Here is a 14,863-nt window from a genome sequence, read left to right as displayed (position 1 = left end):
TGTTGAGCCGGGGTCTCACTGTGACGGGCGAGGTTTTGCGGCCCGCCGGGGCGGCAGCGGGATGCGGTCCAGGTCGTGGACGAGCGTGATCGCGCCGCCGAACGCGGCGGCGGCCTCGTCCTCGAAGCGGTGCTCGTCCTCGGCGCGGTAGCGCTCGGAGAAGTGCGTGAGGACGAGGTGCCGGGCGCCGGCGTCGGCCGCGACCCGGCCCGCCTGCCCCGCCGTGAGGTGCCCGAACCGGGCTGCGAGCGGGGAGTCCTCGTCCAGGAACGTCGACTCGATGACCAGCATGTCGACGCCGTCGGCGAGGTCGCGGACGCCGTCGCAGCGGCGGGTGTCCATGACGAAGGCGACCTTCTGCCCCGGGCGCCGGGTGCTGCACTCCTCCAGGGCGACCGTCGTGCCGTCCGGCGCGGTCACCCGCCCGCGCTCCTGGAGCTCGCGGACGAGCGGCCCCCGCACCCCCTTCGCGGCGAGCCGCTCGGGCAGCATCGTCACGCCGTCCGGCTCCTCGACCCGGTACCCGTACGCCTCCACCGGGTGCGACAGCCGCCGCGCGACCAGCGAGAACGGCGCGTCGTCCAGGTCCAGCTCGGTCCGCTCGCCCGACACCGGCCACTCGCGGACGACCTCGGTGTCGTGGAACGCCGACGCGTACCGCAGCCGCTCCCAGTACTCCGCGCCGCTCGCCGGGAACACCGCGTTCACCGGGTGCTCCACGCCGTCGCGCGCGATCCGCTGCACGATGCCGGGCACCCCGAGGCAGTGGTCGCCATGGAAGTGCGTCACGCAGATCCACGTCACGTCGTTCGCGGCGACCCCGGCGTGCGCCATCTGCCGCTGCGTCCCCTCGCCCGGGTCGAACAGCAGCCCCTGCCCGTCCCAGCGCAGCAGGTACCCGTTGTGGTTGCGGGCCTTGGTGGGCACCGCGCTGGCGGAGCCGAGGACGATCAGATCGCGAACCGACATCCCCCCATGGTGCCGGGTGAGGGCTCATGCAAGCGCTTGGTTATTCTGACCGCGTCCTGGACCGATGCGAGCAAGGGAGAGCCGCGTGGCCGGAAGCAAGCGTGACAAGATCAAGATGACTCCGGACGAGGTCGCCGCCTACCTCGCGGGCAACTTCAAGGTCCAGGTCGCCACCATCGGCAAGGACGGCGAGCCGCACCTCGTCACCATGTTCTACGCGCTGCTCGACGGCAAGATCGCGTTCACCACGTACCACTCGTCGCAGAAGGTCGTGAACCTGCGCCGCAACCCCACGATGACCTGCCTCGTCGAGGACGGCGTCGAGTACAACGAGCTGCGCGGCGTCGCGCTGTACGGCCGCGGCCTGGTCATCGACGACCGCGACGAGCTGCACAAGGTCGGCTACGTCGTCGGCTCCCGCATGGCGGGCCTGCCCGTCCCCGAGATCGGCGAGCCGATCGACCCCGCCATGGCCGCCGGCATCGAGCAGGCGATGTCCAAGCGCGTCCTCATCGTCATGGACCCCGACACCGTCGTCAGCTGGGACCATCGGAAGGCGTGAGGCCCTCCCGGCGGCGCGCCGCGGCCTCCGCCTTCGCGGCCTCGACCGGGCCGTAGAGCGCGATCGCGCGGTCGAGGGCGGCGCCCTCGGCCGCGGCGTCGCCGCGCTGCCGCGCCGCGTCCGCGAGGTGCACGAACGCGTCGCCCTCCCGCTCCGGTGCCTCCTCCGCCCGGACGATCTCCAGCGCCTGGCCGAAGAAGTTGGTCGCCGCGACGGGCCGTCCCGCCCGCAGGTATGCCTCGCCGAGGGTGGTCAGGGCGCGGGCCCGGTCGTGGTCGTCGGAGAGCGCGGCGAACTCGTCCGGCAGCGAGCCCAGCAGCCCGATGGCGCGGTCGAGGGCGCCCGTCTCCATCAGCGCGCGGCCGAGGTTGTGCCGCGCGAGCAGCACCGTGCGGCGGTCGCCGTCCCGCTCGGCGAGCCGCAGCCACTCCTCCAGCGCCTCGGCGGCCTCCGCCCAGCGCTCCCGGTGCAGCAGCGCCAGGCCCTCCGCCTCCAGCTCGGCCTCTCCCGCGGCGGTGCCGGCGAGGTAGTGGTCCAGGACGCGGTGCAGCGCCGCGTCCCGCTCCTCCTCGGTGTCCTCGCGGGCGGCCCATTCCCGCGCGTAGTCGCGGACGGGCCCCGGCAGCCGGTACCGGCCGCCGCCCGCGTCCTCGACGAGATCGCGATCGGCGAGCGTCCCCAGCAGGTCGCGGACGCCGTCCTCCGGGACCCCGGCGAGGACGGCCGCAGCGGCGACGCCGAAGTCGTCGCCGGGCTGCAGGCCCAGCAGCCGGAGCAGCCGGGCGGCGTCCGGCGGGAGCGCCCGGTAGGACTCCTCGAATTTCGCGCGCACGTCCGGGTCCTTCCCCCGACGCGGCGGGCCGGAACCGGGCGGCTCAGCGTCCCGCGGGCGCCTCGCCGGTCTCGGCGGGCTCTCCGGCCTCGGTGAACGCGCCGGTCTCGGCGGTCTCGCCGAACGCGACGGGCCGCGTCCCCGGGACGCCGAGGACGCCGAGGTCGCGGCGGTACAGCCGGTAGGCGCGCACGTCCCACAGCGCGAGGGCGGCGACCACGGCCGTCGTGCAGATGTGCAAGGTCAGCGGGTTCAGCGCGGGCGAGATCGCCGCGAGCCCCGCGAGCGCGACCAGCGCGGTGAGGCGGGCCCGGGTGAACTCCCCGAAGACGGCCCGCTTGAACAGGGCGTGCCCGAACACGAACAGGGCCGGGCCGCCGGCCGCGACGGCCGCGAAACCGGCCGTCATGTGCCCGCCGGGATGCGCCATCACCATCTCGTCCGCGACGGCGCCGACGATGATGCCCGCGACCATCACGATGTGGATGAAGGTGTAGGCGGACCGGCCCAGCCGTCCCGGGTCCGGGGACCCGGCGATCCGCTCGGCAGCCTTCTCCGCCGTGTGGTCGAAGTAGATCCACCAGAGCGCGACGGCGCCGGCGAACGCCGACACGAACCCCGCCGCGACCCCCGCGCCCGGCGTGTGCGCGCCCAGCGTCGCGCCCGTGACCAGCACCGACTCGCCCAGCGCGATGATCACGAACAGCTGGCAGCGCTCGGCCATGTGGCCGCCGTCGATGGTCCAGTCGGCCGTGCTGGACCGGCCCAGCAGCGGCGTCGTGTACCCGTGCCACGGGGCCAGGTACTCCAGGACGACGGCGAGCACCCACAGCCCGGCGCGGACGTCCGCCGCGTCCACGAGCGCGCCGCCGATCCACAGCACGGCCGACACCGCCTGCCAGAACAGGACGCGCTGGAAGTTGCGGCCGAGCTCGTGCGCCCAGGTGGCGGCGACGACGAAGACGGTCCGGCCGACCTGGATGGCCACGTAGGCGGCCGCGAACCACACCCCGCCGGAGCCGAACGCGCCGGGCAGCATCGCCGCCATGAACAGCCCGGCGACCATCACGCCGACCAGCACCAGCCGGACCGCCGGATGGTCCGGGTCGAACCAGTTGGTGGTCCAGCACGTGTACATCCACGCCCACCACACCGCGAGCAGGAGCAGCAGCGTCTCGGCGGCGCCGCGGGCGGTCAGGTGCTCCAGCAGCCGGTGCGACAGCTGGGTCACCGCGAAGACGAAGACCAGGTCGAAGAAGAGCTCGAAGAAGGTGACCCGCGCCGCGCCGCCGCGCGACCGCAGCAGGGCGTCCGCCCTGGACGGCCGGCGGGCGGGCAGGGCGGCGGGCGCGGCGGGCCCGGTGCGCGCGTCGCTCATGGGGGGTGCCCGGCCGGCGCGGGCTAGGCGGTGCCGGCGGACTCGTCGCCGGCCTCGCGGTCGGCGGCCGCGGCGGCCTTGGCGGCCTGCGCCCGCTCCCACTCCTGCTGCTTGAGGTCGGCCTCGCGGGGCGCCTGGATCTTCCTCATCTGCTTGTTCATCGAGCGGACGAGGAACACCAGCGCGACCAGCAGCGCCAGGAACACCCCGAAGCCGAGGAAGCCGGGGCTGACCGTGTCGTTGTTGAGCGGAATGGCGTGGGCGAGCGGAAGCACTACAGACACACCTTCTCCCGGATGCCGGCGAACAGGTCGCCCTCCGGCAACTCGGTGTCGACCAGGGACCTGGCCAAATGGTAGTCCTCGGTCGGCCATGCCTCGCGCTGGACGTCCAGCGGGACGCGGAACCAGAACCCGTTCGGGTCGATCTGGGTCGCGTGCGCGAGCAGCGCGCGGTCCCGGGTCTCGAAGTGGTCGGCGCACGGGACGCGGGTCGTGACCTCCCACGTCGCGCGCTTCTCCTTCTCCTCCTCGAAGCGCTCGATCCACTCGTGGTACGGCGACTCCAGGCCCGCCTTCTCCATCGCGGTGTGCAGCGCGAGGATGCGGTCCTTGCTGAACGTCATGTGGTAGTAGAGCTTGAGCGGCTGCCACGGCTCGCCCGCGTCCGGGTAGCGGTCCGGGTCGCCGGCGGCCTCGAACGCCTCCACCGACACCTCGTGGCACTTCACGTGGTCGGGGTGCGGGTAGCCGCCCTTCTCGTCGTAGGTCAGCATCACGTGCGGGCGGAACTCGCGGACGGCGCGCACCAGCGGCTCGCTCGCGGTCTCCAGCGGCTCCAGCGCGAAGCAGCCCTCCGGCAGCGGCGGCAGCGGGTCGCCCTCGGGGAAGCCGGAGTCGACGAAGCCGAGCCAGCGCTGCCCGACGCCGAGGATCTCGCGGGCCCGCGCCATCTCCGCCTCGCGCACCTTGCCGATGTCGGCCTTGACCTCCGGGCGGTCCATCGCCGGGTTGAGGATGTCGCCGCGCTCCCCGCCGGTGCAGGTGACGACCAGGACCTCCACGCCCTCCGCGACGTACTTGGCCATCGTGGCCGCGCCCTTGCTGGACTCGTCGTCGGGGTGGGCGTGCACGGCCATCAGGCGCAGCGGTTCGGCGCCCCCGTCCGGCCCGGCGCACGTCGTATCGTCGATGACCTCGGACACCTGGGGTTCTCCCTCTCAGCGAGCGTTTCTTACCGTGAAGGCGGACCCCGGTTCGGAGCATCCGCGCCTACAGACGAGAATTGTCCCTGACAACGTCCGCACCCCGCACGGAGATTCCCCGCGATGACGACGAGCGTGCCGGCGCCCGAGGCGCCCGCCGAGCCCAAGCGCGGCCGGCTCGGCCTGGTGATCATCGGGATCGTGTGCGCGGTCGCCGCGGGGGGCTTCGGGTTCATCGCCGCGCACGTGGGGCAGACCCCGGGGATCGACGCGCAGCTGATCACCTATGACGCGCGCCCCGCCTCCATCGAGGTGAACTTCTCCATCGCCAAGCCGAAGGAGGACGTGGTGCACTGCACGCTGCAGGCCTTCGACGAGAACATGACCGTGATCGCGAAGAAGGACGTCACGGTCCCGGCGGGGACCTCGAAGGCGGGCATGTCGGAGACGCTGCCGACGCCGCACAAGGCGACCAGCGCCCAGGTGCAGGGCTGCCGGAAGGCGTGACGCCGCGGCGGGGCGGCCGCGCCCGGATCGTCCGTTCGGCGGGCGAAACCCGATTGGCCGGTTGCACACGCCGAGTTCAGGGAACCTTTACCCGCACACACCGGATAGGCTAGAGGTTTCACCCGGCCGCACTTCATGTCGATGTGGCGCCCGCCCGGAAGGGCCGGCGAGGATCGCAACATGTGGATGAGGAGTACCCGTGACCGAGACCCGCGCTGACAACGTCACCTGGCTGACCCAGGAGGCGTACGACCGGCTCAAGGCTGAGCTGGACCACCTGTCGGGCCCGGGCCGCATCGAGATCGCTCAGAAGATCGAGGCGGCGCGGGAGGAAGGCGACCTGCGCGAGAACGGCGGCTACCACGCGGCCAAGGAGGAGCAGGGCAAGATCGAGGGCCGGATCCTCCAGCTCCAGGGCATCCTGGAGAACGCCCGCGTGGGCGAGGCGCCGCGCACCGAGGGCGTCGTCGGCCCCGGCATGACCGTCACGGTCACCTTCGAGGGCGACGACGAGGAGGTCACGTTCCTGCTGGCCTCCCGCGAGGAGGTCGGCGCGCCCATCGACGTCTACTCGCCGAAGTCGCCGCTCGGCGCGGCCATCAACGGCAAGAAGGTCGGCGACAAGGCCACCTACACGCTGCCGAACGGGCGCAGCATGACCGTCGAGATCCTCGACGCGACCCCCTACGGCGGCTGACGCACAGCCGCGATCGCCGCTCCCCGAGCGGCGTCACCGGCCGGGAACCACATCGCGGTCCGCCGTCCCGTTCACCGGGGCGGCGGACCGTCGTTTTGCCCAGGGCCGCCGTCTCGGCCCGGGCCGCTCCTCTGTCCCGCCGCCTCCCGGACGAGGGGGAGGGTGCGGTACGGGATCTGGGTGGCGAGGGAGATCACCGAGGAGGCGCGCTCGACGCCGGCGACGTCCACGAGGACGTCGATGACGCGCTGCAGGTCGGTGTTGCTGCGCGCGACGATGCGGCAGAGCATGTCGCCGGGGCCGGTGATCGTGTGCGCCTCGATCACCTCGGGGACCTGGGCGAGGCGGCGGGCGACGGGGTCGTGCCCGCCGGCCTGCCGCAGCTGCAGGGTGACGAACGCGGTGACGCCGTAGCCGAGCGCCGCCGGGTCGATCTCGGGGCCGAACCCGGCGATGACGCCGTCGCGCGACAGCCGGTCCAGGCGGGCCTGGACGGTCCCGCGGGCGACGCCGAGGCGGCGGGACGCCTCCAGTACGCCGACGCGGGGCTCGGCGGTGAACATCTCGATCAGCCGGCCGTCCAGCTCGTCGATGGGCACGGCGTCCTCCCCGGCTCCTGTGGTCCTGGTCACGCTGTACAGAGCGACCGGTCGTTTCCGGCAGCGACTGTACAGGTTGTGCAGTGATTTCGACGACTCTTGCGCACCTTGTCGACGTCCGTCGAGATTGGTGGGCATGGATGAGTTTCCGGTCAAGGGCATGGACGCCGTCGTGTTCGCCGTGGGCAACGCCAAGCAGGCCGCCCACTACTACTCGACCGCCTTCGGGATGCGCCGGGTCGCCTACCGCGGCCCGGAGAACGGCAGCCCGGACGAGGCGGTGCACGTGCTGGAGTCGGGCGGCGCCAGGTTCGTGTTCCGCGGCCCGGTGAAGGCGGGCACCGCGATCGGCCGGCACATCGCCGAGCACGGCGACGGGATCGTCGACCTGGCGATCGAGGTGCCGGACGTCGAGCACGCCTACCGGCACGCGCTCGCCAAGGGCGCGACGGGCCTGGAGGAGCCGCACGTCCTGGAGGACGAGCACGGCAAGGTGACGATCGCGGCGATCGCCACCTACGGCGAGACGCGGCACTCGCTGGTCGACCGCTCCAACTACACCGGCCCGTACCTGCCGGGCTTCGCGGCCGCGGACCCGATCGTCGAGCCGCAGGAGAAGAGGTTCTTCCAGGCGATCGACCACTGCGTCGGCAACGTCGAGCGCATGGACGAGTGGGCCGAGTTCTACCACCGGGTCATGGGCTTCACCGACATGGCCGAGTTCGTCGGCGACGACATCGCGACCGAGTACTCGGCGCTGATGTCGAAGGTCGTCGCGGACGGCACCCGGAAGGTGAAGTTCCCGCTGAACGAGCCGGCGGAGAGCAAGCGCAAGTCGCAGATCGACGAGTACCTGGAGTTCTACGGCGGGCCGGGCGTGCAGCACATCGCGCTCGCCACGAACGACATCCTCGCGTCGGTCGACCGGATGCGGGCCGCGGGCGTGGAGTTCCTGGAGAGCCCCGACTCCTACTACGAGGACGCCGAGCTGCGCGAGCGCATCGGGCAGGTGCGGGTGCCGATCGAGGAGCTGCAGAAGCGCCGCATCCTCGTCGACCGGGACGAGGACGGCTACCTGCTGCAGATCTTCACCAAGCCGGTGCAGGACCGTCCGACGGTGTTCTTCGAGCTGATCGAGCGGCACGGGTCGCTCGGCTTCGGCAAGGGCAACTTCAAGGCGCTGTTCGAGGCGATCGAGCGCGAGCAGGAGCGCCGCGGCAACCTGTGACGCGGCCGCCGCGCGGCTTGACCGGCCCGGGGACGGCCGGTGTCCGGGGCCGGTCAGGGCCGCGGCGGGCGGACGGCGGCGCGGACCGGCACACTGTGGCGCTATGACCGAACCGCCGAAGAACGCCGAGCCGCCCGAGGACGCGGGGGCGCCGCCGCGCCCGGAGCCGCCGGACCAGGGCTGGGCCTCCCCGGACGCACCGTCCGCGCACACGCCGTCCGGGGAGGCACCGTCCGGGGAGGCTCCGGGCGGCGAGGCACTGCCGGGCGTCCCCGCACCGGCGGAGCCGGCCGACGACCGGCCGCCGCCGTACCAGGGCGCGTACGGCGCGCCTCCCGGGCGCCCGCAGCCGGTGTTCGCGCCCCCGGCCGGGTACCCCGCGCCCGGAACCGGCCAGGCCGGATATGGCCAGGCCCCCTACGCGCAGCAGGCCCCCTACGGGCCCGGGCAGCCGGGCTACGGCCAGGCTCCCTACGCGCAGGCGCCGTACGGCCAGGGCGGCTACGGCCCGCCGTCCTACGGCCCGGGCGAACCGGGCGCGCTCGCGAGCCGGGGGCTTCGGTTCGCCGCCGGGCTCATCGACAGGTTCATCGTCGGCATCTTCAACGTGCCGGTCGCGCTGTTCGCCATCCGCTGGGATCGGTTGCGGGAGGCCGCCGACACCGGGCAGAGCCTCAAGAACCCGCTGGACGCCTACGACATCCCGCGCCTGGTGGTGGGCTACGCCGTCGTGATGCTCCTGAGCGTCGCCTACTACACCGTCCAGCACGCCCTATGGGGCAAGACGATCGGGAAGCGCGCGGTCGGTATCCGCGTCGTGCGGGCGGACGACCACACGGCCGCGAGCTGGGGGCAGATCATCGCCCGGCAGGGGTTCGTCTTCCTGGCGAGCGCGATCACGACGGCGCTGACCTTCCTGGTCCCGTTCGGGGGCCTGTTCGGGTTCGTCGCGATGCTCGACAACGCCTGGATCCTGTGGGACCGCGACCGGCAGGCCGTGCACGACATGGTCGCGGGGACGGTGGTGGTGCGGGCGCCGGCGTGGGCGCCGGACCCGTACGCGCGTACCTGATCCCCGGCCCGGCGGCAACCCTTGATCATCCAGGCGGTAAACATTCCGGTCTCCGCCGACGCGGCGAGGTTTGGACGGACGCGGCGCGGCGAACCTCTCAGACATGACGCAACCGCCCAATGACCCCCAGTCCGGGGACCAGCCGGAGGACCGGCCGCACGGGCAGCAACCACACGGGCAGCCGGGACAGCCGGAGCAGCCGGGCCCGTACACGGGTCCGCCGTACGGCGGGCAGGACCCCTACGGCGGGCAGCCGGGATACGGCCAGCAGCAACCGGGTTACGGCCAGCCCGGCTACGGCGAGCAGCAGCCCTACGGCGGCCAGCCCGGGTACGGGCAACCCGGGTACGGCCAGCCCGGGTACGGCCAGCAGCCGGGGTACGGGCAGGAGCAGCAGCCCTACCCCGGTCAGGGCGACCCGTACGGCGGGCTCCCCCGGTACCAGGGCGGCCCGGGCGAGTACGCCGACCCGTCCGCCGGGCTGGCGAGCCGGTGGGCGCGCCTCGGCGCGGCCATCATCGACGGCATCCTCGTCGGGATCGTCGTCGGGCTGATCTCGCTGCCGTTCGTCAACTGGGACCACGTGTTCCACAACAACGGCACCATGTACGACGGCGCCCGGGTCGGCACCAACGCGGTCAGCATCGTCCTGGGCTTCCTCTACTTCTGGCTGATGACGGCCAGGTGGGGCCAGACGCTCGGCAAGATGCTGCTGAAGATCCGGGTCGTCCGGCAGGACGACGGCATGGCGGTCACGACCGGGCAGGCGGCGGGCCGGGCGGCGTTCTACACCGTCCTCGGCGGCATCTGCGGCTGCATCGGGCTCATCGACGTGCTGTGGATCCTGTGGGACCCGCGCAAGCAGGCGCTGCACGACAAGGTCGCCCGGACGGTCGTGATCAAGGCGGGCGCGCACCTGCCCGACCCGTACGCGCACCGCTGAGGGCGTGCCGCGGGACGGGCCCGAGGTGCCGGGCACGGGCCTGAGTTGCCGGGCACGGCCCGTCCCGGGCAGGCTGGGCGGCGTGCATATGGCCGGAAAGTCCCCCAGCCCCCGCCGACGCGGCCGGGGTGCCGCCCGCCGCGGCGCCGCGCCGCGCGGGATCGTGCCGCGCGGCCTCGCGCTCCGCGGCGGCGCCGCGCTGCGCGGCACCGCCGGGCTGGCCGCGCTCGCCGTCGCGGGCTCGCTGACCGCCGCCTGCGAGGTCTCCATCGGGCACGGGAAGTCGGGGTCCGGGCCGTCCTCGGCCGCCGCCGCGGGCCCCGCCGGGCCGACGACCGCCGGCGACCCGTACGTCCCCGGCGACGGGAACGGCGGCTACGACGTCCAGAACTACGACCTGAAGCTGAACATCACGCCGGACGCGTCCACGGAGCTGACCGCGACGGCGACGATCACGGCGACGGCCAAGGAGCAGCTCGGCCGCTTCAACCTGGACCTGACCGGCCTGACCATCTCGTCCATCACCGTGGACGGCAAGCCGGCGCGGCAGCAGCGGGCGGGCAGCGAGCTGGAGGTCACCCCGGCCAAGGAGCTGGCGAAGGGCGCGAAGTTCACCACCGTGGTGAAGTACTCGGGGACGCCGCGCACCATCTCCGACCCGATCCTCGGCACCTACGGGTGGGTCCGGACGTCCGACGGGGTGTTCATCGCCTGCGAGCCGAGCGGCGCGCACACCTGGTTCCCCGCCAACGACCATCCGAGCGACAAGGCCACGTTCGACTTCGAGGTCACGGTGCCGCAGGGGCTGACGGCGATCGCCAACGGCGAGCCCACGACGCCGGTGACCGGATCGGACGGAGGCGGCACGCCCGGTCTTCCCGGCGCGCCCGGCGGCGGCTCGGGCGGCGGTCCGGGCGGCGGGGAGTCGCCCGGCGGCGGGTCGCCGAACGGCGGCCCGCCGGTCGTGCCGGCCGCCGACCGGCGCGCCACGACCACCACGACCTGGCACGTCAAGGAGCCGATGGCGACGTACCTGGCGACCGTGGACGTCGGCCGGTTCGCGGTCCGCACGGGCAAGACCGCCGACGGCAAGCCGGTGATCACCGCGGTGGACCCGAGCGTCCCCGGCGTGAACGTGGACGCCTTCGCCAAGCTGAACGCCGACGTCATCGACCAGTGGTCGAAGCTCTTCGGCCCGTACCCGTTCGACTCCGCCGGCGGGCTGATCGACAACGCGCAGGTCGACTTCGCGCTGGAGACCCAGACCCGCCCGGTGTACGGGGCGTTCGGGCTGCAGCCGACGGTCGTCGCGCACGAGTTGTCGCACCAGTGGTTCGGCGACAGCGTGAGCGTCGGCCGCTGGCAGGACATCTGGCTGAACGAGGGCTTCGCGACGTACGCCGAGTGGCTGTGGGGCGAGAAGTCCGGCGGGCCGAGCGTCCAGCAGCAGTTCGACGAGCGGTACCGGGAGGGGTCGGCGGGCGAGCTGTGGGACGTGCCGCCGGGCAACCCGGGCCGCCGCCAGATGTTCGGCCGCTCGGTGTACGACCGGGGCGGCATGACGCTGGTCGCGCTGCGGAGCCGGATCGGCGAGCCGACGTTCTACAAGCTCCTGCAGACGTGGACGAAGCAGCACAAGTACTCGACCGGCACGACGAAGGAGTTCATCGCGCTGGCGAACGAGGTGTCCGGCAAGAAGCTCGACGCGTTCTTCGACGCGTGGCTGTACCGCAAGGGCCGTCCCGCGAAGTGACCTAGGGACGGCAACGGTCTCGGAAAATGCGGCCGGTTCCCGCACCCGCGGGCCGCGCGTACGGCACCATCCAGCAGTGAACGGACCTTCCGGACCGTCCGCCGTCCGCGGCGGGCGGCCCCCTGGTCGGCTCGCCGGAGCGGCGGGCGGCGGCGCCTTGTCCACAGCCCGCACCGCCGGCCCCCGTTCCGGTTCCACCGCGAAATCCGTCCCGGACCAACGAATTCGAGATGGAAACGCGCTTGAACACCGCCCTGGCACCGGAAATTCTTGATCCACTTGTGTCGTCTCACCCGAGGACGAGATCGATGAGCAGAACCCCCAGAGCTCTTGCCGCCGTGGTGCTCGGCGCCGCGGCGGGCCTCATGGTGTCGGCGGCGGTCCCCGCCGACGCCGACGCCGTGCGGTTCACGCCGGGCGCGCCCGGTGCCGGCGACCCCTACTTCCCGGACATGGGCAACGGCGGCTTCGACGTCTCCCACTACGACATCGCGCTGCGCTACGACCCGAAGAGCAAGGCGATCCAGGCCGTCACCACCGTCACCGCGCGCGCCACGCAGGACCTGTCGCGGTTCGACCTGGACTTCCAGGGCCCCTTGAAGATCTCGTCGCTGACCGTGGACGGCCACAAGGCCGCCTACACGCGCTCCGGCGCGCAGGAACTGGTGATCACGCCGCGGAAGGGGCTGCGCGAGCACCGCCGGTTCCAGGTCCGCGCCGTGTACTCCGGCGTCCCGCAGACCATCAACGACCCGGCGCTGGGCGTCTCCGGGTGGATCCCGACGGCCGACGGCGGGATCATGCTGAACCAGCCGATCGGCGCCGCCACCGTCTACCCGGTGAACGACCACCCGACCGACAAGGCGACGTACTCGTTCACGCTCACCGCGCCGCAGGACCTCACCACGCTCGCCAACGGCGACCTGACGGACAAGCGCACCAAGGCCGGGCTGACCACCACCCACTGGGAGATGCGCAGCCCGATGGCCAGCGAGCTGGCCATGGTCGCGTTCGGCAAGTACGACGTGGTCACCGGGCGCACGAAGGGCGGCGTGCCGAACCTCACCGCGACGGACCGCGCGATGGCGATCTCCGCTGCGGACGCCAAGAAGTTCAACCAGCAGACGGCCGAGGTCGTGGACTTCGAGTCCGGGCTGTACGGCCGCTGGCCGTACTCCTCCACCGGCGGCGTCACGGTGAAGGCGGGCGTCGGCTACGCGCTGGAGACGCAGGGCCGCCCGGTGTACGACCTGGGCCGCCACCCCGGCGCGATCCCGTCCGGGGACCTCCTCGCGCACGAGCTCGGCCACCAGTGGTTCGGTGACTCGGTGTCGCCGAAGCGGTGGGCCGACATCTGGCTGAACGAGGGCTTCGCGACGTACTCGGAGTGGCTGTACAACGCGGCGCACGGCGGCAAGACCGTCCAGCAGGCCTTCGACGACGACTACGCGACCCCGGCGAGCGACGACCTGTGGAAGGGCAAGGTCGCCGACCCGGGCCGCGACCACATCTTCGACGGCCTGGTGTACGACCGCGGCGCGATGGCGATCCACAAGCTGCGCGACACCATCGGCGACAAGGCGTTCTTCAAGCTGCTGAAGGCGTGGCCCGCCCGCTACCGCTACGGCAACGCCTCGACGAAGGACTTCGTCGCGTTCGCCCAGCAGATCTCGCACACGGACGTGAGCGGCTGGGCCGCCAAGTGGCTCTACTCCGAGGGCAAGCCGGCCCTCTGACGTCCCGAACGACGTTCACCTGTGACGTGCCGCCCTCGTCGCCATGTGCATGAGGGCGGCACGCACGCCGCAACCGAAGATCAGCTCAGCGTCAGCGTGTAGCCCTTGGCGCGGAGGCGGCCGATGACGTCCTCGGAGTGGTCGGCGCCGCGGGTCTCCAGGTGCATGAGCACCTCCGCCTCCTCGACGTGCAGCCGCGCGGCGACCCGCTCGTGCATCACGTCCAGCACGTTGACGCCCAGCTCGGCCAGCTCGCTGAGCAGCGTGACGAGCGCGCCCGGACGGTCCTTCAGGCGGCAGCGGACGACCAGGTACCGGCCCGCGCCCGCCAGGCCGTGCCGCAGCACCTTCGACAGCAGCAGCGGGTCGATGTTGCCGCCCGACAGCAGTACGACGACCGGCGGCTTCACCGCGTACGAATGCTCCAGCAGCGCCGCGACGCCGGCCGCGCCCGCGGGCTCCACGACCTGCTTCGCGCGCTCCAGGCACAGCAGCAGCGCCTGCGAGATCGACTCCTCGGTCACCGTGACGACGGCGTCGACCAGCTCGCTGACCAGCCCGTAGGTGATGTCGCCGGGACGGCCGACGGCGATGCCGTCCGCCATGGTGGGCTGCAGCTCGACGCGGACGGGCTGCCCGGCCGCGAGCGACGGCGGGAACGCGGCGGCGCGCTTGGCCTGCGCCCCGACGACCTTGACGCCGGAGTCGCGGCCGAGCTCCTTCGCGGCGCCCTTCACCGCCGCCGCGACGCCCGACATCAGCCCGCCGCCGCCGACGGCGCCGACGACGGTCGCGACGTCCGGGCACTGCTCGAGGATCTCCAGCCCGATCGTCGCCTGCCCGGCGACGACGTCGAGGTGGTCGAACGGGTGGATGAAGACCGCGCCGGTCTCCTCGGCGTGCTTCTGCGCGGCGACGAGGCAGTCGTCGACGGTCGGGCCGGGGAACCGCACCTGCGCGCCGTACCCCTTGGTCGCGGCGATCTTCGGCAGCGGCGCGCCGACCGGCATGAACACCGTCGACGCGCAGCCCAGCATGGACGCGGCGAGCGCGACGCCCTGCGCGTGGTTGCCGGCGCTGGCGGCGACGACCCCGCGGGCGCGTTCGTCCGCGCTCAGCCGGGCGATCCGCACGTACGCGCCGCGGATCTTGAAGGAGCCGGTGCGCTGCAGGTTCTCGCACTTCAGCAGCACCGGCCCGCCGATGAGCTCCGACAGCACCCGGGAGGAGATCAGCGGGGTGGGCACCGCCACGTCGCGCAGGAGGTCCCGTGCGGCGCGTACCTCGTCGATGAAGACGGCACTCATGCCACGATCTTCCCACGGGCGGCACCGGGCCCCGGCCCGCCCGGTTCGGCCCCGCCCGGTTCAGTCCCGCACGGGC

The 14,863-nt window shown here is 72.8% G+C and carries 15 protein-coding genes; 8 read left to right on the top strand and 7 right to left on the bottom strand.

Annotated elements, in window-relative coordinates:
* Positions 1–15: 15 nt before the first annotated feature.
* Positions 16–969: a ribonuclease Z gene (locus AB0C78_RS08575; protein ID WP_360743721.1), complete on the bottom strand. Its 954-nt coding sequence runs from the start codon at positions 967–969 to the stop codon at positions 16–18.
* An 85-nt stretch (positions 970–1,054) separates the two neighbouring features.
* Here AB0C78_RS08575 and AB0C78_RS08570 point away from each other — a divergent pair, with 85 nt between their 5' ends.
* On the top strand, positions 1,055–1,531 hold the full coding sequence (locus AB0C78_RS08570; protein ID WP_360743718.1) for a pyridoxamine 5'-phosphate oxidase family protein: 477 nt from the start codon (positions 1,055–1,057) through the stop codon (positions 1,529–1,531).
* Here AB0C78_RS08570 and AB0C78_RS08565 read toward each other — a convergent pair.
* Genes AB0C78_RS08565 through mca form a run of 4 tightly spaced genes read right to left on the bottom strand, consistent with a single transcriptional unit; the run spans position 1,506 to position 4,879 of the window.
* Positions 1,506–2,363 (bottom strand): tetratricopeptide repeat protein, encoded by an 858-nt coding sequence (locus tag AB0C78_RS08565; protein ID WP_360743715.1) that lies wholly within the window; start codon positions 2,361–2,363, stop codon positions 1,506–1,508. The genes AB0C78_RS08570 and AB0C78_RS08565 overlap by 26 nt on opposite strands.
* Before the next feature lie 43 nt (positions 2,364–2,406).
* On the bottom strand, positions 2,407–3,741 hold the full coding sequence (locus AB0C78_RS08560) for a low temperature requirement protein A (RefSeq protein WP_360743712.1): 1,335 nt from the start codon (positions 3,739–3,741) through the stop codon (positions 2,407–2,409).
* Positions 3,742–3,764: 23 nt separating this feature from the next.
* Positions 3,765–4,016 (bottom strand): hypothetical protein, encoded by a 252-nt coding sequence (locus AB0C78_RS08555; RefSeq protein ID WP_360743710.1) that lies wholly within the window; start codon positions 4,014–4,016, stop codon positions 3,765–3,767.
* Complete coding sequence (gene mca, locus AB0C78_RS08550; protein WP_151547190.1) at positions 4,016–4,879, bottom strand: mycothiol conjugate amidase Mca; 864 nt, start codon at positions 4,877–4,879, stop codon at positions 4,016–4,018. The genes AB0C78_RS08555 and mca overlap by 1 nt, the downstream gene beginning before the upstream one ends.
* A gap of 189 nt (positions 4,880–5,068) precedes the next feature.
* Between mca and AB0C78_RS08545 the strand changes: the two genes are divergently transcribed.
* Together AB0C78_RS08545 and greA are read left to right on the top strand one after the other, a co-directional pair.
* On the top strand, positions 5,069–5,452 hold the full coding sequence (locus AB0C78_RS08545) for a DUF4307 domain-containing protein (protein WP_360743707.1): 384 nt from the start codon (positions 5,069–5,071) through the stop codon (positions 5,450–5,452).
* 199 nt (positions 5,453–5,651) lie between these two features.
* Entirely contained in the window at positions 5,652–6,149 is a 498-nt protein-coding gene (greA, locus tag AB0C78_RS08540) for a transcription elongation factor GreA (protein WP_151547187.1), read from the top strand.
* A gap of 71 nt (positions 6,150–6,220) precedes the next feature.
* On the opposite strand, the gene AB0C78_RS08535 is transcribed toward greA, so the two are convergent.
* Positions 6,221–6,748 carry an Lrp/AsnC family transcriptional regulator gene (locus tag AB0C78_RS08535; RefSeq protein ID WP_360743704.1) on the bottom strand — a complete coding sequence of 176 codons (528 nt, stop codon included), beginning with the start codon at positions 6,746–6,748 and terminating at the stop codon, positions 6,221–6,223.
* A gap of 136 nt (positions 6,749–6,884) precedes the next feature.
* On the opposite strand from AB0C78_RS08535, the gene hppD reads away from it, so the two are divergent.
* From hppD to AB0C78_RS08510, 5 genes are all read left to right on the top strand, one after another.
* Positions 6,885–7,976 (top strand): 4-hydroxyphenylpyruvate dioxygenase, encoded by a 1,092-nt coding sequence (gene hppD / locus AB0C78_RS08530; protein ID WP_360743701.1) that lies wholly within the window; start codon positions 6,885–6,887, stop codon positions 7,974–7,976.
* A gap of 103 nt (positions 7,977–8,079) precedes the next feature.
* The gene (locus tag AB0C78_RS08525) at positions 8,080–9,048 is read left to right on the top strand and encodes an RDD family protein (protein ID WP_360743698.1); all 969 of its coding nucleotides are present in this window, start codon (positions 8,080–8,082) and stop codon (positions 9,046–9,048) included.
* Positions 9,049–9,151: 103 nt separating this feature from the next.
* The gene (locus AB0C78_RS08520) at positions 9,152–9,991 is read left to right on the top strand and encodes an RDD family protein (protein ID WP_360743695.1); all 840 of its coding nucleotides are present in this window, start codon (positions 9,152–9,154) and stop codon (positions 9,989–9,991) included.
* A gap of 88 nt (positions 9,992–10,079) precedes the next feature.
* Positions 10,080–11,744, top strand: coding sequence for a M1 family metallopeptidase (locus AB0C78_RS08515; protein ID WP_360743784.1), 1,665 nt, complete (start codon positions 10,080–10,082; stop codon positions 11,742–11,744).
* 308 nt (positions 11,745–12,052) lie between these two features.
* A complete protein-coding gene (locus tag AB0C78_RS08510; protein ID WP_360743692.1) occupies positions 12,053–13,480 on the top strand; it encodes a M1 family metallopeptidase in 1,428 nt (475 codons plus the stop codon).
* A gap of 80 nt (positions 13,481–13,560) precedes the next feature.
* On the opposite strand, the gene ilvA is transcribed toward AB0C78_RS08510, so the two are convergent.
* Positions 13,561–14,787 carry a threonine ammonia-lyase gene (ilvA, locus tag AB0C78_RS08505; protein ID WP_360743689.1) on the bottom strand — a complete coding sequence of 409 codons (1,227 nt, stop codon included), beginning with the start codon at positions 14,785–14,787 and terminating at the stop codon, positions 13,561–13,563.
* Between the last annotated feature and the right edge of the window lie 76 nt (positions 14,788–14,863).

The organism is Actinomadura sp. NPDC048394 (assembly GCF_040651755.1).
In the GTDB taxonomy this organism is placed as follows: Bacteria; Actinomycetota; Actinomycetes; order Streptosporangiales; family Streptosporangiaceae; genus Spirillospora; species Spirillospora montaniterrae.
The sequence above is the reverse complement of the archived record's forward strand: the minus strand, read 5'-3'. Positions and strand labels throughout refer to the sequence as shown.